The sequence below is a fragment of the Saccharibacillus endophyticus genome (genome assembly GCF_013185185.1).
Lineage (GTDB): Bacteria > Bacillota > Bacilli > Paenibacillales > Paenibacillaceae > Saccharibacillus > Saccharibacillus endophyticus.
In genome coordinates this window covers 1,136,031-1,157,286 of sequence record NZ_JAAZWE010000002.1, presented here as the reverse complement: position 1 = coordinate 1,157,286, position 21,256 = coordinate 1,136,031, and the positions used below count along the sequence as shown (strand labels likewise).

General features: G+C 56.5%; 16 protein-coding genes. 10 read left to right on the top strand and 6 right to left on the bottom strand.

Translation table 11 applies throughout. From position 1 onward, the window contains the following. Entirely contained in the window at positions 1–2,145 is a 2,145-nt protein-coding gene (locus HRQ63_RS10930) for a 5'-nucleotidase C-terminal domain-containing protein (RefSeq protein WP_172243130.1), read from the top strand. 229 nt (positions 2,146–2,374) lie between these two features. Then, complete coding sequence (locus tag HRQ63_RS10925; RefSeq protein WP_172243127.1) at positions 2,375–3,424, top strand: S-layer homology domain-containing protein; 1,050 nt, start codon at positions 2,375–2,377, stop codon at positions 3,422–3,424. A gap of 171 nt (positions 3,425–3,595) precedes the next feature. Here the strand turns inward: HRQ63_RS10925 and HRQ63_RS10920 are convergent, their stop codons facing one another. Next, a complete protein-coding gene (locus HRQ63_RS10920; RefSeq protein ID WP_172243124.1) occupies positions 3,596–4,225 on the bottom strand; it encodes a DsbA family protein in 630 nt (209 codons plus the stop codon). A 266-nt stretch (positions 4,226–4,491) separates the two neighbouring features. Between HRQ63_RS10920 and HRQ63_RS10915 the strand changes: the two genes are divergently transcribed. Next, positions 4,492–6,864, top strand: a complete 2,373-nt coding sequence (locus HRQ63_RS10915) for a glycoside hydrolase family 3 N-terminal domain-containing protein (RefSeq protein ID WP_172243121.1) — start codon at positions 4,492–4,494, stop codon at positions 6,862–6,864. A 94-nt stretch (positions 6,865–6,958) separates the two neighbouring features. Here the strand turns inward: HRQ63_RS10915 and HRQ63_RS10910 are convergent, their stop codons facing one another. Next, positions 6,959–7,759 (bottom strand): SDR family oxidoreductase, encoded by an 801-nt coding sequence (locus tag HRQ63_RS10910; RefSeq protein ID WP_172243118.1) that lies wholly within the window; start codon positions 7,757–7,759, stop codon positions 6,959–6,961. A gap of 341 nt (positions 7,760–8,100) precedes the next feature. On the opposite strand from HRQ63_RS10910, the gene HRQ63_RS10905 reads away from it, so the two are divergent. The 3 genes from HRQ63_RS10905 to HRQ63_RS10895 all read left to right on the top strand — a co-directional run bounded on the left by HRQ63_RS10905 (position 8,101) and on the right by HRQ63_RS10895 (position 12,254). After that, positions 8,101–9,897 carry an ABC transporter ATP-binding protein gene (locus tag HRQ63_RS10905; RefSeq protein ID WP_172243115.1) on the top strand — a complete coding sequence of 599 codons (1,797 nt, stop codon included), beginning with the start codon at positions 8,101–8,103 and terminating at the stop codon, positions 9,895–9,897. Then, on the top strand, positions 9,890–11,743 hold the full coding sequence (locus tag HRQ63_RS10900) for an ABC transporter ATP-binding protein (RefSeq protein ID WP_172243112.1): 1,854 nt from the start codon (positions 9,890–9,892) through the stop codon (positions 11,741–11,743). Before HRQ63_RS10905 ends, HRQ63_RS10900 begins: the two co-directional genes overlap by 8 nt. A 250-nt stretch (positions 11,744–11,993) precedes the next feature. Further along, complete coding sequence (locus HRQ63_RS10895) at positions 11,994–12,254, top strand: hypothetical protein (protein WP_172243109.1); 261 nt, start codon at positions 11,994–11,996, stop codon at positions 12,252–12,254. An 82-nt stretch (positions 12,255–12,336) separates the two neighbouring features. On the opposite strand, the gene HRQ63_RS25890 is transcribed toward HRQ63_RS10895, so the two are convergent. From HRQ63_RS25890 to HRQ63_RS10875, 4 genes are read right to left on the bottom strand one after another with little or no spacing between them, the layout of a single operon-like run. Further along, positions 12,337–13,557 carry a GNAT family N-acetyltransferase gene (locus HRQ63_RS25890; protein ID WP_229714130.1) on the bottom strand — a complete coding sequence of 407 codons (1,221 nt, stop codon included), beginning with the start codon at positions 13,555–13,557 and terminating at the stop codon, positions 12,337–12,339. After that, entirely contained in the window at positions 13,554–14,024 is a 471-nt protein-coding gene (locus HRQ63_RS10885) for a pyridoxamine 5'-phosphate oxidase family protein (protein WP_172243106.1), read from the bottom strand. The genes HRQ63_RS25890 and HRQ63_RS10885 overlap by 4 nt, the downstream gene beginning before the upstream one ends. Before the next feature lie 33 nt (positions 14,025–14,057). After that, a complete protein-coding gene (gene infC, locus HRQ63_RS10880) occupies positions 14,058–14,531 on the bottom strand; it encodes a translation initiation factor IF-3 (protein WP_172243103.1) in 474 nt (157 codons plus the stop codon). Between the two features lie 50 nt (positions 14,532–14,581). Continuing rightward, positions 14,582–15,637 carry a LacI family DNA-binding transcriptional regulator gene (locus tag HRQ63_RS10875; protein WP_172243101.1) on the bottom strand — a complete coding sequence of 352 codons (1,056 nt, stop codon included), beginning with the start codon at positions 15,635–15,637 and terminating at the stop codon, positions 14,582–14,584. A gap of 555 nt (positions 15,638–16,192) precedes the next feature. Between HRQ63_RS10875 and HRQ63_RS10870 the strand changes: the two genes are divergently transcribed. The 4 genes from HRQ63_RS10870 to HRQ63_RS10855 are packed head-to-tail and all read left to right on the top strand — an operon-like array spanning position 16,193 to position 21,253. Beyond that, positions 16,193–17,044, top strand: a complete 852-nt coding sequence (locus HRQ63_RS10870; protein WP_229714154.1) for an ABC transporter permease — start codon at positions 16,193–16,195, stop codon at positions 17,042–17,044. A 24-nt stretch (positions 17,045–17,068) separates the two neighbouring features. Continuing rightward, positions 17,069–17,950: a carbohydrate ABC transporter permease gene (locus HRQ63_RS10865; RefSeq protein WP_172243097.1), complete on the top strand. Its 882-nt coding sequence runs from the start codon at positions 17,069–17,071 to the stop codon at positions 17,948–17,950. Positions 17,951–17,990: 40 nt separating this feature from the next. Beyond that, positions 17,991–19,592 (top strand): extracellular solute-binding protein, encoded by a 1,602-nt coding sequence (locus HRQ63_RS10860; RefSeq protein WP_172243095.1) that lies wholly within the window; start codon positions 17,991–17,993, stop codon positions 19,590–19,592. A 59-nt stretch (positions 19,593–19,651) separates the two neighbouring features. After that, positions 19,652–21,253, top strand: a complete 1,602-nt coding sequence (locus HRQ63_RS10855) for a glycoside hydrolase family 32 protein (protein WP_371873206.1) — start codon at positions 19,652–19,654, stop codon at positions 21,251–21,253. The last annotated feature ends 3 nt before the right edge of the window (positions 21,254–21,256 follow it).

Below are 21,256 nucleotides of genomic sequence, written 5' to 3'. Positions count from 1 at the left end.
ATGAAAAGATTCAAAGCGAAGAAAAACGTCCGCGTCGCACTGGCAGCAGCGGTACTCGTAACCGGCTTGTCGCCGGCCCTGGGCGGCCAATCCGTTCAAGCTGCCGCAACAACGCCGGCAAGCGGATTTGATCTGCGCGTTTTACATACGAACGATACGCACGCTCACCTGGACAACATCGACCGCCGCGTGACGGCAATCAATGCGGAGCGCAACGACCACACGCTGCTGCTGGACGCGGGTGACGTATTCTCGGGTACGCTTTACTTCAACCAATACGGCGGCTTGGCTGACCTGTATTTCATGAACCAATTGAAATATGACGCGATGGTGTTCGGCAACCATGAGTTCGACAAAGGACCTGCAGGTCTGGTTCCGTTCGTAAAAGACGCGAAGTTCCCGTTCGTAAGCTCGAACATCGACTTCTCGGCGGATAAAGATCTGGGCAGCTACGCAAGCACGACCATCGGCGAACCGGGAGCGGAAGGCAAAATCTATCCGGCGATCATCAAAGAAGTCAAAGGCGAAAAAGTCGGCATCATCGGCCTGACGACAAGCGACACCATCGCGCTGGCTTCCCCGGGCGAAAACGTGAAGTTCAAAGACGACGTCGAAAGCGCGCAAAAAGCAGTCGACGAACTGACGGCAAAAGGCGTAAACAAAATTATCGCGCTGTCGCACTTGGGTTACCCGGAAGATCAGGTCGTAGCGAAAGAAGTTGACGGGATCGACATCATCGTCGGCGGTCACTCGCATACGAAGCTGGACAAGCCTACTGTATATGAAGGCGGAGAAGCTCCGGTCGTGATCGTACAAACGGGCGAGTACGGCGTAAACCTGGGCAAGCTGGACGCGACGTTCGACGACAAAGGCGTCCTGACCAAATGGGAAGGCCGACTGATCAACGTGGACGCGAAGAACGAAGACGAGTCCTACGTGATCAAAGGCGACGAGGCTTCCGCAGCCAAGCTGAAAGAATACGCAGCCAAGTTGGAAGAACTCAAAACGACTGTCATCGGCAAGTCCGACGTGACGCTGGACGGCGAGCGCACCAGCGTGCGGAAAAAGGAAACGAACCTGGGCGATTTCATGGCGGACGGCATGAGAGCGAAAGTCGAAAGCATTGTAGAGCTTGACGATGCCAAAGGCTACGTCACGATCCAAAATGCAGGCGGTATCCGTGCAACGATTCCTTCCGGCGACGTTACGCTGGGCGCACTGCTGACTACGATGCCTTTCGGCAACAACCTGAGCGCATTGAAAATGACGGGCACGGAAATCAAAGCAGCGCTGGAAAACGGCGTCAGCGGCGTGGAAACGGGCGAAGGCCGCTTCCCGCAAGTATCCGGCATGAAGTTCACGTATGATTCCGAGCAGCCGGGCGAGAAGATTGATTCGGTAACGGGCGAAGTGACGCAGGAAGGTTCGCGTATTACCGATATTCAGATTCTGGGCGAAAACGGCCAGTACGCGCCGATCGAGCCGAATTCGTACTACATCGTAGCCACGAACTCGTACATCGCGGGCGGCGGCGACTTCTACCGTTCGATGGCGGCAGCCAAAGAAGACGGACGTTACTACGAACTGAACCTGGTCGATTATGAAGTATTCCGCGAATACCTCGATAGCGCGGGTACGGTGAAGCAAGCGACGGAAGGCCGCATCACCGACGCTCCGGGAACGGCTTCCGAAGCTCCGTCGACCGAGACTCCGGTATCCGCATTCTCCGATATCGCAAATGACGCGAATGCGGCTTCGATCGAAGCGCTGCACGCCGCAGGCTTCGTCAACGGTTATGCGGACGGCACGTTCCGTCCGGCGGCGAACGTGACGCGCGCCGAATTCGTTACGATGCTGGGCCGTGCGCTCGGCGTGCAAGGCGATACCGCGAATCCGTTCTACATCAATACGATTCCGGCATGGGCGGCACCGTACGTGACGGGACTGGAAGAGAAAGGGCTGCTCGGCAGCTACGAGGACGAAGTATTCCGCGATAAATATATCGTGACGAACGCCGAAGCCGCAGAATTGATCGCATTGGCTGCGAATGTTCAGCCGTCGACGATCGAAGCAGGCGCTGCCGATGCAAAAGTAACACGCGGTCAATTGGTAGGCCTGATCGCCAAGTACCTCGTAAAAGGTTAATAGGTAAATACGCCGATTTCGGATCGGCACAAATGCCGGATAAGAAGCGGACCGTCTCCATCTAAGGAGTACGGTCCGCTTTTTTGTTACAAGCAGAGTTTTAAGATCCAAGAATATACTAGCTAAGTAACTTGGATAAAGGAGGGTTTTTAACTCTCTTTTGCATCAAAAGAAGATTTTTTGTAAGGTAGTAGAGGGAATGATGGCTTTTAAGGAGGAGAAATGAATCATGCACAAATCGACTACTCGTAACACGCGCAAAAAAATTCTGATTTTGGCTGCGGCATCTCTGCTTGCGGCACCGTCGTTTAGTCTGCCTGCCGTACATGCGGAGCAAACGTCTGTCTCTGCAACTGGCAGTGCTGCCGAGCCTGCTGCTGGTACATCGACCGCGGCGCCTGCGCCAAGCGTGACGCCTTCGGCTTCGACGCCGACCGAACCGGAAGCACAGGGCGCAGCCGTGCCTTCGACGTCCGAAGCGACGGACGGAGTATCCGGGGTTTCGGAACCTGCGGCAGAATCGGCAGCCGAAGAAGCGCCCGGCGTATCGCCGTCTTCCGGAGAAGCGGATGCCGACGCGGCGGGACAGGCGACAGCGCCGGCCGATTCGCCGACCAAACCTGCGGTCTCGCCGACCAAGCCCGCTGCTTCGCCTGCGACGAAGCCAGCCGCGGGTAAGCCGGCCGCAACGCCGGCAGCGCCGGAGCCTTTTTACGACATCGCCAAAGACCCGAATCGCGAAGCGATCATGACCCTCTATAATGAAGGAATCGTCAAAGCGGCGAAAGATCGCAAGTTCCGTCCCAAAGCCGAAATCGGCCGCGCCGACTTTACGGTAATCTTGGGACGCGCGATGAAAGCGAACGGCAGCATTTTCGATGTGTATTTCACCGACCCGATTCCGGACTGGGCGATTCGCTACGTGGGCGGATTGTCTGCTGCGGGCGTATATGAAGGGTATCTGGAAAAAGGAGACAAGTTCGGTCCCAAGCTTCCCGTAACGCGCGCCGAAGCGGCAGCCATGGTCGCGCGCGCCGCTCATCTGGAATCGCAGCCGCTTCCGGAAGGACTCGGCGGCGTAGGCAATATTCCGATCTGGGCTTTGGATGACGTAGGTGCAGCTTACGCGGCGGGTCTGATCGAAGTTACCGGTACCGGCACGTTGAATCCGAACAAAAAGGTCACTCGCAGCGAAATGGCCGCTATGATTGCTCCTCTGCTCGAAGAGGACGCATTCATGACGCCGATCAAGATCGAAGAGGATATCACGCTGCCTTAACGATTTAGTCGACGACCCCTATACGCGCGAAAATATTGCGTAAATCCAACATTTGTAGGCAGGTCATAAGTCAAAACGTAAAAATGTTGCAATCGTCCATCATGTTTGAGATTTCCGCTCGCGAAAGCGGAAATTCATTCAAGATGAGGGATGGTCGCAACATTTTTTTAGTTAACCGAGCACGCCGGCCAACCGCTCTTCCAATGCGTCAAGCGTCGTCGAACCGCCGCCGAGCTGATACAACGAATCGCCTTTGCGAAGCAGAAGGGTCGGATAGCCTTGTACGCCGAGCCGCGATACGCGGATAAACTCGTTGCGGACGGAGGCAGCCGTTCCCGGCGCATTCATGAACGTTACGGCGGTTTCCGCGTCAAGACCGAATTGTGCGGCAATCTCGCGGTACGTATCCGGCTCGCTCAAACTTTTTCCGTCTTGGTAAAAAGCGCGCTGCATCGCCGAAGCCAGTTCCGCGGAACGCTCCGGCGCCTGGGCGCGAAGCGCCGCGAATCCTGCCGCTGCCGCTTCCGAGTCCATCACGGCGTCGCCTTTTTCGAGCAGTTCGTCGTACGCGGCACCGAATTCCGCGCCCGTCAGTTCGCCGATCCGTGCGTTAGCCGCCGCTATATGCGGAAAAGCGCCGATCGGCTGCGCGTTTTCGCCCGTGAACAAACCGCCGGACCAGACGGACAGCGGCAGCTCGGGATGGTTGGCATGCAGCTTGCCCAGCGTGGAGGAAAAGCCGTAGCACCAACCGCAATAGGCATCCCATATATAAATCAATTCGTTGTTTTCCCGTGTCATGAATAACGCTCCTTAGAAGTTTGAAATGGAAAGTGAATCGTTCGAAACCAATTGTAACTTATTTAGTTACAATTATCAATACAAGCATGCGAATAATCGTTAACGAATCGAAATAGCAGCCGAATTTTTTAAACTGCGAAATTCAGACAGCCTAAAGGAAATGGCGGTAGCTTTCTCCGAAAAGGTTTTATATAATAAGTTTGTTGAAATAAAGCGGTTACATATCTAGGTTTTTCTCGTTACACACTCAAAGGGGGCTATCCGATATGACGTACAAAGACGCATCTCGACCGACGCAAGAACGCGTGAACGATCTGCTGACGCAGATGACGTTGGAAGAAAAAGTCGCTCAACTGACCTCGGCACGAACAGGAAGCATGATTTCCGACGTGCAAAATTTCGTGTTCTCGGCGGAACTGACGCGCGAGAAAGTTCCGCACGGCTGCGGCTACATCAGCCGGATCGGCGGGGCGACGGATTTGCTCCCGGCGGAAATGGCGCGCGCGATGAACACGATCCAGAAGCATTTCGTGGAAGAGACGCGTCTCGGCATCCCGGTGCTGTTCATGACCGAAGCGACATCCGGGGTACTCAGCCGTAACCATACCCTTTTCCCGCAAAATATCGGCGCGGGCGCCATGTTCGACGAGGAACCGATTCGCCGCATGGCCGACGCCATGCGGCGCGAGATGATCGCGACCGGCGAACGTTGGGCGCTCGGTCCCGTCGTCGACGTCATCCGCGATCACCGCTACGGCCGTTACGAAGAATCGTTCGGCGAAGACGCCTACTTGGTCAGCCAGTACGGAACCGCTTATGTGCGGGGGCTGCAATCCGACGATCTGACGCAGGGCATCATCGCGACGCTCAAGCATTTCGTGGCGCAGGGCATCAGCGACGGCGGACGCAACTGCGGGCCGGTGCACGTGACGGACCGCGAGCTGCTCGACGAGTACGCGGTACCGTTCGAAGCGGCGATTCGCGACGCGGGCGCGCTGTCGGTCATGGCGGCTTACCACGAGATCGACCATGTTCCGGTTCATGCGTCTTCGTATGTTCTGCGGCATTTGCTGCAAGAGCGACTGGGCTTCGAAGGGCTGACCGTCTCCGACGGCAACGGCATCCAACTGATCCAGTCGTTCCAGGAATATTGCGAGACGCAGGAAGAAGCCGTGAAGCTGGCGCTGGAAGCGGGCATCGAATGCGAGTTGGACTTCATGTTCGAGAAATACTTGCAAGGATTGGTGGAAAAAGGCGAAGTCGCGCTTGAGCTGGTCGACTCCGCCGTGCGCAAAGTGCTGGATCTCAAATTCCGCCTCGGACTGTTCGACAATCCGTACGTGGACGAAGCCGCTACCGAATCTTCGGTCTGCACGCCGGATATGGTGGAGCTGTCCAAAGAAATGGCGCTGCGCACCATGACGCTGCTCAAAAACGATAACGGCATCCTGCCGCTCGATCCGTCTTTGAAAAAGGTCGCCGTGATCGGCCCATTAGCTCATGTGAAGGAATTCGGCTACAGCGATTATTCTTATCCTGCGCATATCGAAGACATGTACTACCATTCCGAAGGGTTGACCGAAGAAGAAGTATTGGCGCGGACGCTCTTTTTCAAAAAGAAAGATACGCGGTACGAAGATCTGTACCATCAGGATATGCCGACCGTCTACGAAGCTTTGAAAAGCGCGCTGCCGAATGCCGACGTCGTCTACAAAGCAGGCATCAAGGACACGACCGATTACAACGGCGAAGCGGACTTTTACCAGATCGAAGAAGCGGTCGAAGCGGCCAAGGATGCGGACGTCATTATCGCGGTTTGCGGCGATACAAGCGGCATGGGACGCGAGAACGACAGCGGCGAATCGACGGACCGGGTGGAAATCTGTCTGTCGCACGAACAGAAAAAGCTGCTGCGCGCGCTGCATGCAACCGGCCGTCCGGTCGTGCTGGTGCTGTGCAACGCCCGTCCGCTGGAGCTGCTGGAGGAGAGTCAATCGATGGACGCGATCCTCGAAGCGTGGAAGCCGGGCATGCGCGGAGCCGACGCGATCGCGGAAACGCTGACTGGAGCCTACAACCCGGGCGGCAAGCTGTCCGTCACGCTGCCGAAAGCGCTGGGCCAACTGCCGGTGCATTATTCGCAGCTCGCAACCGGACACAAGCAGTTCTGGCGCGGCAAATACCTGGAGATGGATCTGGCGCCGCTGTATCCGTTCGGCTACGGCTTGAGCTACACGACGTTCGAAGCGGAAAACGTCAGCTTCGAGCAGACGGAAGACGGGATCAAGGTGACGGCCGACGTGGTAAACGCGGGCGAGCGCGAAGGCGATCAAGTGGTGCAGGTGTACGTGCGGAAAAAGTACGCCAGCGTGCTGCAGCCGGAACGCGAACTCAAAGCGTACAAGCGCATTAGCATTCCGGCGGGCGGCCGCGTGTCGCTGTCGTTCGATATCGCATTCGATTCGATCGGCTACCACGACCGCGACCTGAAGCTGGTGCTGGAAAACGTCCAACTCGACGTCATGCTCGGTTTCTCTTCGCAAGACATTAAAGCGGAGGAGACGTTCCGCTTGGCGTTCGAAGGCGGGAAGTGGGAGATCGGGCGGAGGGTGTTCGGGAATTCCGTTTCGGCGAAGTAAAAGATGCAAGTTCGGCGCAAGCGAAAAAGCCGCTTATCTTCGGATAGGCGGCTTCATGCGCTTTATTTGTCGATTGTTTTCGAAACGGCGTCCGTTATCCCACGAACAACGACTCCGCCCCGTCGATATGCACGACCGCGCCGCTCACGTGATCCGCTTCGTCCGACAGCAGGAACAGCACCAGATTCGCGACTTGCTCCGGTTTGCCGCTGCCTTCGGGCAGGGGAACGGTGCCTTCCGGAAATTCGACGGGCTTCGTGTTCATGTTCTCGACTTCCGGTTCTTGCTCGCCGGTGTCCGAAATATTCGTTTCGATCGTGCCCGGCGCGACGATGTTGACCCGGATATTGAACGGCGCCAGCTCGAACGCGGCCATCTGGCCGAACGCGGCGATCGACGCTTTGGACGTGCTGTAAGCGGAGAACCCTTTTTGCGAAAAGACGCGCGTGCCGCTGAGGGAGCTGGTGAGCACGATGCTGCCTTTGCCGTTTTCTTTCAGGTAAGGAATAGCGTACTTGACGCTGGTGAACGTGCCTTTGACGTTGTTCGTCAGCGTTTTGTCCCAATCGTCGTCTTCGATCGATTCGATCGGGCCGACGACGCCCAGAATGCCAGCGTTGGCGAACAGCGTATCGATTTTTCCGTATTCGGACGCGACCTTTTGCAACGCTTCGCGATACTGCGCCGGCTCGGAGATATCGACGGTCAGCGCCAGCGCTTGTCCGCCCGCCGCTTGGATCTCGCCGCGGACTTTCTCTACCGTTTCCGCGTGCAGGTCGATCAGGGCGACTTTCGATCCTTCTTCGGCCAGACGCAGCGCGGCGGCGCGGCCGATACCGGAACCGGCTCCGGTGACGACCGAGACTTTGCCGTTCATTCGTGGGGAATTGGACATGGGATACACTCCTTCGAATAAGTAGGTTTGGGGGCGGCGCCTACGTGCGGAACATCGCGCCGCCTTCGCTCGTTGGTATAGTTACCCAATCGATGCTCCGCCAATCACGCATAAATATACGAAATTTTATCTTTCTCTGCGCAAACCAAGTTATTCCGTTGAAGGGAAGGGTAAATAATTTTTAACATATCATGTCGGTAAGAAGAAACGCAGCAATTTGTAAAAAGGTTAACGATTTATGGCTTACTGTCAGGCTCATGTCAGGAAGAATCCGGTATACTGGAAATATCGTCTGTTTGCAAGGTTATGAAAATACGGTCGTAGGGTTCGGAGGAATGATTATGTCGCTTGTCTTTTCCTTTTTAAAGAAGTACCGCACCGCATCCCTGCTCGCGCTGCTGATGATGGTGATCGAGCTGACGGTCGAACTGGCGCAGCCGTACCTGATCTCGAAGATCATCGACGACGGGATCGCCAATTCGGACCTGAGCGTCGTTTGGATGTGGGGCGGCGTTCTGCTGATCGGAACGTTGTTCGCGTTCGGGGCCGGCATTGCCAGTTCGTTTTTCGCCTCGTACGCCAGTCAGGGCTTCGCCAGCGACTTGCGCGAGACGTTGTACGATAAAGTGCAATCGTTTTCGTATTCGGTGTTCAGCAAGTTTGCCACATCGTCGCTGATCACGCGCATGACGGGCGATATCACGATGCTGCAGGATACCATTTTCATGAGCCTGCGCTTCATGACGCGCGTGCCACTCGTCGTGATCGGCAGCGTCGCCATGGCGATGATCGTCAACTTCAAGCTGGGATTGCTGCTCGCGCTCACCGTGCCTCTGCTGCTCGTATTCGTGCTGTGGATCATGCGCCGCGCGGGCGCGATGTTCAAAAACGTGCAGAAGCGCCTGGACAAGGTCAACGGCGTCATTCAGGAAAACTTGACCGGCATCCGCCTGATCCGCGTATTCGTCCGCATGAAGCACGAGAACGGACGCTTCGCCGCTTCCAGCGGCAAGCTGATGAAAAACACCGTATCCGCGCTTCGGTTGACCGAAACGACGATGCCGTTCATCATGCTCGTCATGAACGCTTCGATCATCGCCGTATTGTGGTTCGGCCGCGCGGATATCGCGTCCGGCAGCGCCACCGTCGGCGAAGTGGTCGCGGTCGCCAACTATGCGCTGCGCACCATCGGCGCGCTGTCCGCCTTTTCCTGGATTGCCGTAACGTTCTCGCGTGCCGGGGCTTCTTCCCAGCGCGTGAAGGAAGTACTGGATACGCAGGACGGCGAATTCAAGCAAACGAACGCGTACGGATATCAAAGCGGCGCGTCTGCCGCCGCATTCGAACAATCGCGCACGGACGAGACAAACGCGCATTACGGAGGTGCGGCAATCGAAGGAGCGGTCGAATTCCGCGGCGTTTCCTTCAAATATCCGACCAGCGACATCAAAGTGCTGGAAGATATTTCGTTCGAGATCGGCGCGGGCAAGCGGGTAGCGATCATGGGCGCCACCGGCTCGGGCAAGTCGTCGCTCGTGCAGCTTATCCCGCATCTGTATGACCGCGACAAAGGCGAGATCACCATTGACGGTCGCGGCATCGACGAGTGGGACACCGAGCATCTGCGCCGCAGCATCGGTTACGTGCCGCAGGAAGTGCTGCTGTTCACCGGCTCGATCCGCGAAAATATCGCTTGGGGACGCGAGGATGCCACGTTCGAAGAGATCGAAGAAGCCGCGAAGATCGCCCAGATCCACGAAACGGTGGAAAAGCTGCCGAACGGCTACGATACGCAGCTCGGTCAGCGCGGCGTCAATCTGTCCGGCGGGCAGAAGCAGCGGCTGTCGATCGCTCGCGCGCTGGTGCGCAAGCCGTCCATTTTGATCCTGGACGACAGCACGAGCGCGCTCGATCTGGCGACCGAAAGCCGGCTGCTCGGCGCGCTGGAGGATATCTCGTGCACCACGTTCCTGATTACGCAAAAAATCAGTTCCACGCAGGCGGCCGATCTGATCCTGCTGCTCGACGAAGGACGGCTGATCGCGGGCGGCACGCATCAGGAATTGATGCGCATGTCGGAATTGTACCGCCATATTTACGAATCCCAATTCGAACAGGGGGAAGCGCTGCATGCCTAATGGATGGACCGAAGCTTTCCGCCAGCCGCGGCCTCCGGTCATCGCGGATCCGTCGAAAGCAAGCGGAGAATACAAGAAGAAAAAACGGGCCAAAAACGTCTCGGGCACGCTGGGCCGCATTTGGAAGTACCTGGCGCAGCGCAAGCTCAAACTAGGACTGGTGTTGTTCATGGTGCTGCTCAGCTCGGCGCTGTCGCTGCTCGGCCCTTACATGATCGGGGTCGCGGTCGACGACTACTTAAGCGGCGAAGGATCGTTCTGGGGACTGGGTTGGGTCTGGTTCCTGGTCGTGCTGGGCGTCGTGTATCTGCTCGGGCCGATCACCATGTTTCTGCAAAGCATCTGGATGATCGAGATCGCGCAGGAAACGGTCTACCGGATGCGGGTCGACCTGTTTTCCCATCTGCACAAACTGCCGATCCCGTTCTTCGGCAAACGCCAACAGGGCGAGCTGATGAGCCGGGTGACGAACGATATCGAAAACGTCAGCGCCACGCTGAACAGTTCGGCGATTCAGATTTTTTCCAGCATCTTGATCTTGTTCGGGACATTGGGCGTCATGCTCAGTCTCAGCCCGCTGCTGACGCTGCTCACGTTCATCGTGGTGCCGCTGATGGCAGTCGGGATGCGCTGGATCACCCGCCGCACCGGCCCGCTGTTCAAAGAACGCCAAAGCAATCTGGGCGACCTGAACGGCTACATCGAAGAAACGTTGTCCGGTCAACGCATCATCAAAGCCTTTTCCCAGGAAGATCGGGTCAAAAAAGAATTTGCGGTCCGCAACGAGCGCATTCGCTTGTCCGGCTTCTGGGCGCAGACCATTTCCGGCATGATTCCGAAACTGATGAACAGCCTGAACAACCTCAGCTTCGCGCTCGTCGCCGGGATCGGCGGCATTCTCGCGATCAACGGTCAAGTGACGATCGGCGTCATTATCGTGTTCGTCGAATACGCGCGCCAGTTTACCCGTCCGCTGAACGATCTGGCGAACCAGTGGAACACGCTGCTGTCGGCGATCGCCGGCGCGGAGCGCGTGTTCGAGATCATGGACGAAGAAGTAGAGAACAAAGACGAAGGCAAAGCGGCCAAGCTCGACAAGATCGAAGGCTCGGTCAAGTTCGACAATGTTTCGTTCGGTTACGACGAAGGCCGCAATACGCTGTCGGACATCTCGTTCGAAGCGAAGCCCGGCGAGACGATCGCGCTGGTCGGTCCGACAGGGGCGGGCAAAACGACGCTGATTCAGCTCCTGTCCCGTTTCTACGATGCCAGCGGCGGGAAAATCACGATCGACGGCCGCGAGATCGGCAGCATTCAGCGGGAAAATCTGCGTTCGCATATGGCGTTCGTGCTTCAGGAGACGTTCTTGTTCGAAGGCACGATCCGCGAGAATATCCGGTACGGACGGCTGGACGCGACGGACGAAGAGATCGAGGAAGCGGCGAAGCTCGCGAACGCGCACTCGTTTATCGCTCGGCTGCAGGACGGTTACGACAAGATGCTGAACAACGGAGGAAGCGGGATCAGCCAGGGACAAAAGCAGCTGCTCGCGATCGCTCGCGCGATGCTGGCCGATCCCGCGATCCTCGTGCTCGACGAAGCGACCAGCAGCATCGACACGGTGACGGAGATCAAGATTCAGCAGGGCCTTCAACGCCTGATGAAAGGCCGCACCAGCTTCGTGATCGCCCATCGCCTGAATACGATTCGTCAAGCCGATCAGATCCTGGTCTTGAAAGACGGCGGCCTGCTGGAACACGGTTCGCATGACGAATTGCTGAAGCAGGGCGGATTCTACAGCGGACTGTATCACGGTCAAGGAGTCGAAGGGGAAGCCGGAGATTGAGTGTCGCGTCACGACTGAAAGCCTTGCCTTCGGGCAGGCTTTTTTGTTTGGGGAAATCATATGTTTCGCCCCGGTTCGCGTATGCTTGTCGAATCTTTTTTCCCGGCGTACATTGGTGACGAGAACGAAGCTGTTGGCGGCACGGATCGAGCGGTTGGCAGCGGGGTAGCCGATCAGGGAGCAGATCGCCCGTCTCCGTCAGATCGACTATAATGAGGAGAGAAAAGACAAACGGAGGAGGAATATCGATTTGCTCGTGTATATCATGTTGGCCTTGATGATCATTTCGGCGGGAATCATTACGTTCCGCCTCGTTCGCCACGGTGCGGAGTATCACCTGGTGGAAAATGCGGCTATGGCGATTATCGTCAGCGTTGCGGCTTCGATCCTTGCCGAGCCGGGGCACTGGTTCAGCTGGGTACGGTACGCCTATATCGTGCTGGGCGCAGCGTACATCGCATACGGGGCCTACGGGAAATATAAAGGCGGTACGGACGGGTATGGGCAGTAAGGAGCAGCGGGTTAGAAGGGTAGAAGAAAAAGAAAGCCGGGCACTCTCGTTTACGCGAGAGGTCCGGCTTTTTGACGATAGGTCATTCTGTTTCGTTTATTCTATCGGTTCGAGCTTCCCATAATATCGCTTCCTGCATCATCGTTTGGATGAAAGGCGATTTGAGGCGGGTATACGCAGCCCGATCGTCCGGATGAAGCGCAGCCAGCTCCCGTTTCAATGTCGCATATCGATCGCGGGCTTCCGGATGAGCGCGCAAATAATCGCGGAAGCGCAAATGGGCAAGCCAAGCTTCGCCGTTCCATTCATAAACGTGCAGATGATGCGTGCCTTTGCGCCATTCGCCCCGTCGGAAAAAATGCCGATTCGGAACTTCGTTCTTGGGAATGTATTCGTACCCGATCGCGGCAAGCGGAGCAATCCAATCGTCGCAGCCTTCCAGTCGATCGATGCCTGCGGCGATATCGAGAATCGGTTTGGCCGGCAGACCGGGAACGGCCGTGCTGCCGATATGTTCGAGTCCGAGCAGAGGAGCGAATCCCGACAAAGCTTGTTCGATCCGGGCCTTTTCCTTCAGAAAGCGATTCGGCCATTCGCTGCGGGATTCGACGAGCTGCACTTCATAAGCCGGTGCCGTCAAAGCTCCTGACGGACGCGGCAGCGAATCGAAATCGCTTTTGAGCAAGGCGTATGCCGCCAGATCCACGTAACGCCCTTTCTCGAATTCATGCTGGCGCAGCAGTCCTTCCCGAACGAAACCGAGCTTGTCCATCAAGCGGATCGAGGCGGCATTATCCGGGTCGACGCGGGCTTCGATCTTGTTCGCCGCGAGCGGGCCGAAGCCGAAATCCAGCGCGGCGCGCACGGCTTCGGGCATCAGGCCTTTGCCCCAATGCTGACGTGCCAGATCGTAACCGATCTCCATCCGGCTATGCTGCCGTTCGATGCCGAGAAAACCGCATGTACCGACGAAAGCGCCGGTCGCGCGTTCCTCGATCATCCAACGGATACCGGTTTGCTCGCGGAAAATACGGGCGTGCCAACTCATTTCGTCATCCGCTTCCTCTACCGATTCGAACGGATCGAGCGGCATGTAACGCATCACTTCTTCGTCCGCATACAAGGCGAATAATCCGGTCCGATCGCTCGGTACCGCTTTGCGCAGGATCAGGCGAGGCGTGTCCAAGCTAGGGAATTCCTTCCAGTCGAATACGGGGCTTAGGGAATCTTCGGGATTCGCTGAACGAACGTTCGTCGACGCGGCCGTATCGTTCGAAAGATGCTCGTTTTCGAGTGATGTCATCGTTTCAATTCCTCCAATGTTTCTTCCCATCTGGCGACTACCGCCTGCGGGTCGTTCAGTTCAATAGTGATGCCGCTCGTCAATGTGGCGTATTTGGCGAGGTCGGCGCGAATATCCAGCACCTTCGCCGCGAATCGCGCGCGAGGATGCCGAACGTCGTCCAGTTCCGGCAGCGACTGGGCTTGCAGGCGAACGGTATGCGAGATGCCGCCGTGCACGACGCCGAGCAGCGCTTTGCCGTCGCGCAGCAGATTGCTTGTCGTATTCGTGCCGAGCCATAGCGAGATACGCAGCGTGCCGCGGGATTCCGCGATCACTTCGCCCGCGCTGACCATCGCCTGATGCGGGTAGCCTGCCTCATCGACCGTATGCAGCGTCATGGCGATCTGCGTTTTTTCGTGCAGGCGCGTGCCGTCAAGCAGTGCGTACAGCGTATCGTCGAGAACCGGATGTTGATCAGCATTCATTGTCATCACTCCTTCGTTTCCGTCAGGCTGTGCTCATAGCGGATCGACCTGCACGTTAACCTGCTTTCCGCTGACTTGAATCCCCGTTTTTTTCGTGCCGACTTCTTTCAAATCCCGCAGCAACTCCTCGAGCAGTTCTTTGCCTTTCGCGCCTTCTTTGCCGGATATCTTGACCACGAACTGAACGGAATCGCCGCTTTCGAGAATGCGCTGCGCCTGGTTCTTTTTCGTGTCGTAATCATGTTCTTCGATACTTGCCGTCAGCCGGATTTCTTTGATCTTGGCCGGACGCGCCGCTTTTTTCTCCTGCTGCTTCGCTTCTTTCGCTTTGCCGGAAGAGATCAGCGTGCACGGCGGAGGACTGGAGTAGAGGGAGGTGCAGACGAGATCCACGCCCAGCTCCTTTGCCAGCTTAAGCGCTTCGCTTGTCGGCATGACGCCGAGCGCCTCGCCGTTCACTCCGGTCACGTCGACTTCGGCGGCTTTGATTTTTTCGTTTTTGATCATGAATATTCGCTCCGTTTCTGTTCACAGTTTTCATTACATCCGAATTCTTGTCAAACCTGATTGCCGATCCGTTCACCCTGCGTCGATGCCCGGGAAATCGGCTTCGTGTACACGTGCGCGACCTGATGCGGCTGCCTTGGATTGCGGATGCGCGACAGAAGCATTTCGCCGGCTTTGACGCCCATATCGCTGCTGTAAATATGCACCGTCGTCAGATGCGGGTCCACGATCCGCGACTCGGACGAATCGTCGAAGCCGCAGACGCGCACGTCGCCGGGGACGGACGCGCCGATTTTTTTGAGCGCTTTCATCAGGCGCACGGCGATAAAATCGTTGGCGCATACGAAAGCCTGCGGCAGCCGCCCGATCGTTTCGAGTTTGCGTTCCATCCAATCGGTCTCGAACAGGAAAAAGCGGTCTTCCTCCAGGATCGACTGTTCGCGCGGAATGTCCAGGCCGGCATCGGCCAAAGCTCGGCCGTAGCCGATCCAACGTTCGCGGAAGCTTTTGCAATGGTTATAGTCGCCGGCGAATCCGATTTCGGTCAAGCCGTCGGCAAGCAGCTCGCGCGTCAGGGCGTAAGTGCTGTGCTCGTTTTCCATCAATAAAACGTCGGCGCCGAAATCCGGATAGAACGCGTCGGCCGCGCAGTCTATAAAAATTACGGGAATATCGAGCTCCGTCAACAATCGGCTGTACGCCGGGTCGAACAGTTCGATGCAGACGATGCCGTCTACGCCGGCGGCATCGAAGTTGACGGGAAGCGCCCGTTCGCCGCGCTCGTCGTCGCGCACGATATGGATCGAGAGGTTATAGCCTTCCATGCTGATCTTCTGTTCGAGTCCGCTGATGACCGGAGAGCCGAAATGCGACGTATTGGGCATATTGGTGGTCAGCAGCGCGATATTGCCCGTCTTTTTGGGAAGCAGGCCGTCGGTTTCCATATAGGCGAATTGTTTGTATTTCAGCTCGATCGCCTTTTTGATCACGCGGGCACGGGTTTCTTCAGGAATGCCCCCGGTATCGTTCAACGCTTTGGACGCCGTATTGCGGGAGATGCCCAGCGCGTCGGCGATATGTTGAATCGTGACTTTCTCTTTGGCCATGGGATGTTTTCCACCTTTATCGGTTCGATTGAATACGGGGATTTCGGCCGGAAAACGGCGCGAAGACAAGGCTTGCCTTTCAGGAACGAATCGAAACCTTCACGCTTTATGAAGGTTTTACCGCGTCGAACGCTAGATTCGATACGCTTAACGTATTAGTCAAATGTATCGTAAAAAGTGTTGAATAGCAATCTGATTGTTACATTTGTAAAGCCGATCAAAAGTCTTTATATGCGTCTGGATAAACAAATGTAAAAATTATTTTTACAAAATTAATTGACATATGAATATTTATTCTGGTAAATTGTAAACGCGGAATAGGTCAAATGTGAAATGTAAGCCCTTACTGATTCCGCCGACAAATTAATCGGGCCTATACGCGGCGCCGAAGATGAACTTCGAAAGTTTCGCGTATGCACCTTAGCAGGAAATGGAGGAAGGGGAATGCAAAATTCGGCACAAACCGGGAAAAGCGGCCCGCTGATCAAACAAAAACAAAAGGCAAGCCGCGGACGGGGAACATTCAAAAAGAACGGTTTTTTGTATCTGCTGCTGATGCCGGCGCTTTTATTGACCCTGATTTTCAAGTACGTCCCGATGTACGGGGCGGTGATCGCGTTCAAGGAGTTCAGCCCGATCCGGGGCATCCTGAACAGCGAATGGGCGGGATTCAAGTATTTCGAAAAATTCCTGCTCTCGCCCAACTTCGAAGTCATTTTCATGAACACGCTCAAATTGAGCTTTTACGGGCTGCTGTTCGGGTTCCCGATCCCGATCCTGCTCGCGCTGATGCTCAATCAGGTACGCAAAGCCGGAGCGAAAAAGAACATCCAACTGTTTCTGTACGCGCCCAACTTCGTATCGGTCGTCGTCATTGCGGGGATGCTGTTCATCTTCCTGTCGCCGACCGGACCGATCAACGCCATCGCGACTTGGATCTTCGGCCAGCCGCTCATGTTCATGACCGATCCCGCTTACTTCCGCTGGGTGTACATCCTGTCGGATATCTGGGCGACGGCAGGCTGGGCTTCGATCATCTACGTGGCGGCGCTGGCGGGCGTCGATCCCGAGCTGCATAACGCGGCCAGCCTCGACGGGGCGAGCCTGATGCGGCGGATCTGGCATATCGACCTGCCGACGATCAAGCCGATCATGGCGATCGTGTTCATCCTGGCGGCGGGAGGCATCATGTCGATCGGCTTCGAAAAAGCGTATCTGCTGCAAACGTCGATGAACCTTCCGTCTTCGGAAATCATCGCCACCTACGTCTACAAAGTCGGTTTGCAATCGGGCGATTATTCGTACTCGGCGGCGGTGGGACTGTTCAATTCGGTCATCAACGTCATCCTGCTGCTTACCGTGAATTTCGTGGTCAAAAAGCTCAACGACAATCAGGGACTTTATTAAAAGAAGCGGAAAGGAGAACATCCGATGACTGTCAAAAATACGCCGTTCGACCGCTTCCTGCTGGTGCTGAACGGATTGTTCCTGACGCTGGCCGTACTGGTCGTGGTCGTTCCGTTCGTGTATATCATCGTCGCGTCGTTCATGGACCCGACCGTGCTGCTCAACCGGGGGTTGTCGCTTAATCCGTCCGACTGGAGCCTGGAGGGATATCGGAAAATATTGAGCAACGACGCCATGATCCGCGGATTTTTCAACTCGCTGCTGTATGCCGGGGCGTTCACGGTGTTCACGGTGCTGGTATCGATCTGCGCGGGCTACGCGCTCGCCGACGATACGCTGGCAGGACGCAAGCTGGTCATGACGCTGTTCCTCATCACGATGTTTTTCGGCGGCGGCTTGATTCCGACTTACCTGTTGATCCGCCAGCTCGGCATGCTTGATACGCCGTGGGCGTTGATCATTCCGGGCGCCGTGAACGTATGGAACATCATTTTGGCCCGAACTTTTTTCAAAAGCATTCCCAAAGAACTCAAAGAAGCCGCGAACGTCGACGGCGCGTCCGAATTCAAAATCTTCATGCGCATCGTCATTCCGCTGTCCAAGCCCATCATGTTCGTGCTGGCGCTGTACGCGTTCGTCGGGCAGTGGAATTCGTACTTCGACGCCATGATCTATCTCGAAAATTCCAAACTGTTCCCGCTTCAACTCGTTCTGCGTTCGATCTTGATCCAGAATCAGGCGGCGCCGGGCATGATCGGCGATCAGCAGGCGATGGCGGAACTGAAACGATTGTCGGAAATGATCAAATACTCGTCGATCGTCATCTCCAGCTTGCCGCTGATCATCATGTATCCGTTTTTCCAAAAGTATTTCGAAAAAGGCGTCATGGTCGGCTCGCTGAAATAAGGCCGCTCGCGCATCCATCATCCGAAGGAGGAATTTGGTTATGAAAAAGCTTCGCCTGCCCCACTGGAAAAAAGCGCTCGCCGCATCCGCGTTGTCGACCGTGCTGCTGGTCACCGCCTGCGGAGGCGGATCGTCCGAACCGCAGCAGACCGCCGACGGCAAACCGATCCTGCGCCTGCTGACCTCCAGCTCGCCGCTTGCTCCTGCCGACCCGAACGAGAAGCTGATCGTCAAGCGTCTTGAAGAAAAAACGGGCGTGCATATCGACTGGACCAGCTACACGAGCGACGTATTCGTGGAAAAACGCAATCTGGCAATGGCCAGCGGCGATCTGCCGGATGCCGTCTTCGCGGCGGAATACAGCGACTACGATCTGCTGAAGCTGGCTAAAGACGGAGCGATCGTGCCGTTGGAAGAATTGATCGACGGGCAAATGCCGAACCTCAAAAAGGTGCTGGACGAAAATCCCGAATACCGGGCGATGATTACGGCGCCGGACGGTCATATCTACGCGTTTCCGTGGATCGAAGAACTCGGAGCGGACAAAGAACGCATCCAAGCGGTCGACAATATGCCGTGGATCAACGTCGAATGGCTGGACAAGCTGGGACTTGAGATGCCGACGACCACGGAAGAACTCAAAGAAACGCTGATCGCGTTCAAAACGCAGGACCCGAACGGAAACGGCGAAGCCGACGAAATTCCGCTGTCATTTATCGACAAGCCGGGCGGCGAAAACCTGACGTTCCTGTTCGCGGCGTTCGGCCTGGGCGAAAATCCGGACCACCTGGTCGTGAGCGATGACGGCAAAGTGATCTTCACCGGCACTGAACCGGGCTACAAAGACGCGGTCAATTACGTGTACGACCTGTACGACAACGGACTGATCGACATCGAGTCGTTCCAGCAGGATTGGAATACGTACGTCGCCAAAGGCAAAGACGACCGTTACGGATTGTACTTCACTTGGGACAAAGCGAACATTACGGGCATGAACGACAAATACGATCTGATGCCGCCGGTCGCGGGACCCGGAGGAGAAGTCAACGTGACGCGCAACAACGGCATGGGCTTCATGCGGGGTTCGATGGTCGTCACCAGTACCAACCAACAGCTGGAAACGACGGCCAAATGGGTAGACGCGCTCTACGATCCGCTTCAATCCGTTCAGGACAACTGGGGCACGTACGGCGACGAGAGCCAGCAGAACATTTTCGAATTCGACGAAAGCAAGCAAATGCTCAAGCATTTGCCGCTCGAAGGCTCGGCTCCGGTCGAAGTGCGCCAAAAGACGAGCATCGGCGGACCGCTGGCGATCCTCGACGAATATTTCGGCACGTACACGACGATGCCGGACGACGCCAAATGGCGGATGGATCTGATGAAAAAAGTGCTCGTGCCGCATATGACCGCCGAAAACACGTATCCGAACGTCTTTTTCAGCATCGACGAACTGGACCGGCTGTCCACGATCGAAGCCGACCTGTTCCCGTACATGCTGCGCAAACGCACGGAATGGTACCAGAACGGCAAAGCCGACAGCGAATGGAACGAGTACCTGCAGGAGTTGGATCGTCTGGGACTGCAGGAATGGCTCAAGATCCGTCAGGAAGGTTATGACCGGAGCGTCGCCCAGCCGTAAAAATTCGGCGGCGAGCCCGCAGTGAAATACGAAGACAAGAAAGCACGGGAGGCTTATCAATGATGACGATACAAGCGACAACGCCCGATTATCGGGGCATTTATCACTTTTCGCCGGCAAAGCACTGGATGAACGATCCGAACGGCATGGTGTTTTTCGACGGGGAGTACCATTTGTTTTTCCAACATCATCCGTTCGGCACGACATGGGGACCCATGCACTGGGGACATGCGGTGACGCGCAATCTGATCGATTGGGAAGAGCTGCCGGTCGCGATCGAACCGGACGAACACGGCACGATTTTTTCGGGCAGCGCGGTAGTGGATACGAACAATACGACAGGATTTTTCCCGGACGGACCGGGGTTGGTCGCGATTTTCACCCATCATCTCGAGCGTCCGGGAATGCCGACCGTGCAAACGCAGAGTCTGGCTTACAGCCGGGACAAAGGACGTACTTGGAATAAATATGAAGGCAATCCCGTGCTGAAACGCGAAGGCTGGCCGGATTTCCGCGACCCGAAGGTGTTTTGGCACGAAAAAACGCGGCAGTGGATCATGGTGCTCGCCTGCGGGCAAATCGTTTCGTTCTATCGGTCGCCGGATTTGAAAAATTGGACGTTCGGCAGCGACTTCGGCGACGGGATCGGCTCGCACGACGGCGTATGGGAATGCCCGGATTTGTTCGAGCTGCCCGTCGACGGCGATCCGTCGAACAGCCGCTGGGTGCTGCTGGTCAGCATCGGCGACAACGGATCAGGCAAAGAAGGGTCGAGGACGCAGTATTTCACGGGCGATTTCGACGGCGAGACGTTCATGCCGGATGAAGCGTCGCGCGAAGTCCGCTGGCTTGATCACGGACGCGACAATTATGCAGGCGTGAGTTGGTCGGACATGCCGGCCGAAGACGGCAGACGGCTGTACGTGGGCTGGATGAGCAATTGGCGCTACGCGAATTCGACGCCGAGCGACGGTTGGCGCGGCGCGATGACGCTGCCGAGAGAATTGACGCTGGAGACGGTATGCGGCGTCGAAACGTTGATGCAGCGTCCGGCCCGGGAAGTCGAAGCGGCGCGTGTACCGGTATTGGAATCGGAAAACGTATCGTTGAGCGAGCTGCGCGAAGCGCTGAAGCCGCTGCGGCTGGATGCGTTCGAATTGGAGGTACAAGCGCAGGCGGGACGATCGTTCGGATTCCGTGTGCGCGAAGGAAAGCGCTGCGGTACCTCGGTAGGGTTCGATGCCGACGAGCTGTATATCGACCGCAGCGAAGCGGGCGAGAGCGGTTTTTACGAGCATTTCGCGGACCGTCATTCCGCTTCGACCGCCGCATTCGCGACGTCGGCGCAAAAGACGCGTCCGGAGTCGGAAGCTTCAGAAGCATCCGGTCAGGCAGACGCAGCGGTCGCATTCGATACGCGTCTAAGGATCTTCGTCGACCGTTCTTCGGTGGAAGCGTTCGAAGGCGACGGACGTCTCGCAATGACCGACCTGATCTTCCCGGAACCCGAAGCGGATCGCTTATCGGTATTCGGCGACGAGGACGGCATGGTCTTCCGCACGGTCGCGATCCGGAAAATTCAAAGCTCGGCCGGATTCGGTCCGGAAAACGGTGCCGATTCCGGAACGGTCAACGGCAAGCCGGCTTCGAAGGAGGTTTGACCC

Coding starts and splice junctions, on each gene's coding strand:
- HRQ63_RS10930 (WP_172243130.1), top strand. CDS start 1: ATGAAAAGATTCAAAGCGAAGAAAAACGTCCGCGTCGCACTGGCAGCA.
- HRQ63_RS10925 (WP_172243127.1), top strand. CDS start 2,375: ATGCACAAATCGACTACTCGTAACACGCGCAAAAAAATTCTGATTTTG.
- HRQ63_RS10920 (WP_172243124.1), bottom strand. CDS start 4,225: ATGACACGGGAAAACAACGAATTGATTTATATATGGGATGCCTATTGC.
- HRQ63_RS10915 (WP_172243121.1), top strand. CDS start 4,492: ATGACGTACAAAGACGCATCTCGACCGACGCAAGAACGCGTGAACGAT.
- HRQ63_RS10910 (WP_172243118.1), bottom strand. CDS start 7,759: ATGTCCAATTCCCCACGAATGAACGGCAAAGTCTCGGTCGTCACCGGA.
- HRQ63_RS10905 (WP_172243115.1), top strand. CDS start 8,101: ATGTCGCTTGTCTTTTCCTTTTTAAAGAAGTACCGCACCGCATCCCTG.
- HRQ63_RS10900 (WP_172243112.1), top strand. CDS start 9,890: ATGCCTAATGGATGGACCGAAGCTTTCCGCCAGCCGCGGCCTCCGGTC.
- HRQ63_RS25890 (WP_229714130.1), bottom strand. CDS start 13,557: ATGACATCACTCGAAAACGAGCATCTTTCGAACGATACGGCCGCGTCG.
- HRQ63_RS10885 (WP_172243106.1), bottom strand. CDS start 14,024: ATGAATGCTGATCAACATCCGGTTCTCGACGATACGCTGTACGCACTG.
- infC (WP_172243103.1), bottom strand. CDS start 14,531: ATGATCAAAAACGAAAAAATCAAAGCCGCCGAAGTCGACGTGACCGGA.
- HRQ63_RS10875 (WP_172243101.1), bottom strand. CDS start 15,637: ATGGCCAAAGAGAAAGTCACGATTCAACATATCGCCGACGCGCTGGGC.
- HRQ63_RS10870 (WP_229714154.1), top strand. CDS start 16,193: ATGCCGGCGCTTTTATTGACCCTGATTTTCAAGTACGTCCCGATGTAC.
- HRQ63_RS10865 (WP_172243097.1), top strand. CDS start 17,069: ATGACTGTCAAAAATACGCCGTTCGACCGCTTCCTGCTGGTGCTGAAC.
- HRQ63_RS10860 (WP_172243095.1), top strand. CDS start 17,991: ATGAAAAAGCTTCGCCTGCCCCACTGGAAAAAAGCGCTCGCCGCATCC.
- HRQ63_RS10855 (WP_371873206.1), top strand. CDS start 19,652: ATGATGACGATACAAGCGACAACGCCCGATTATCGGGGCATTTATCAC.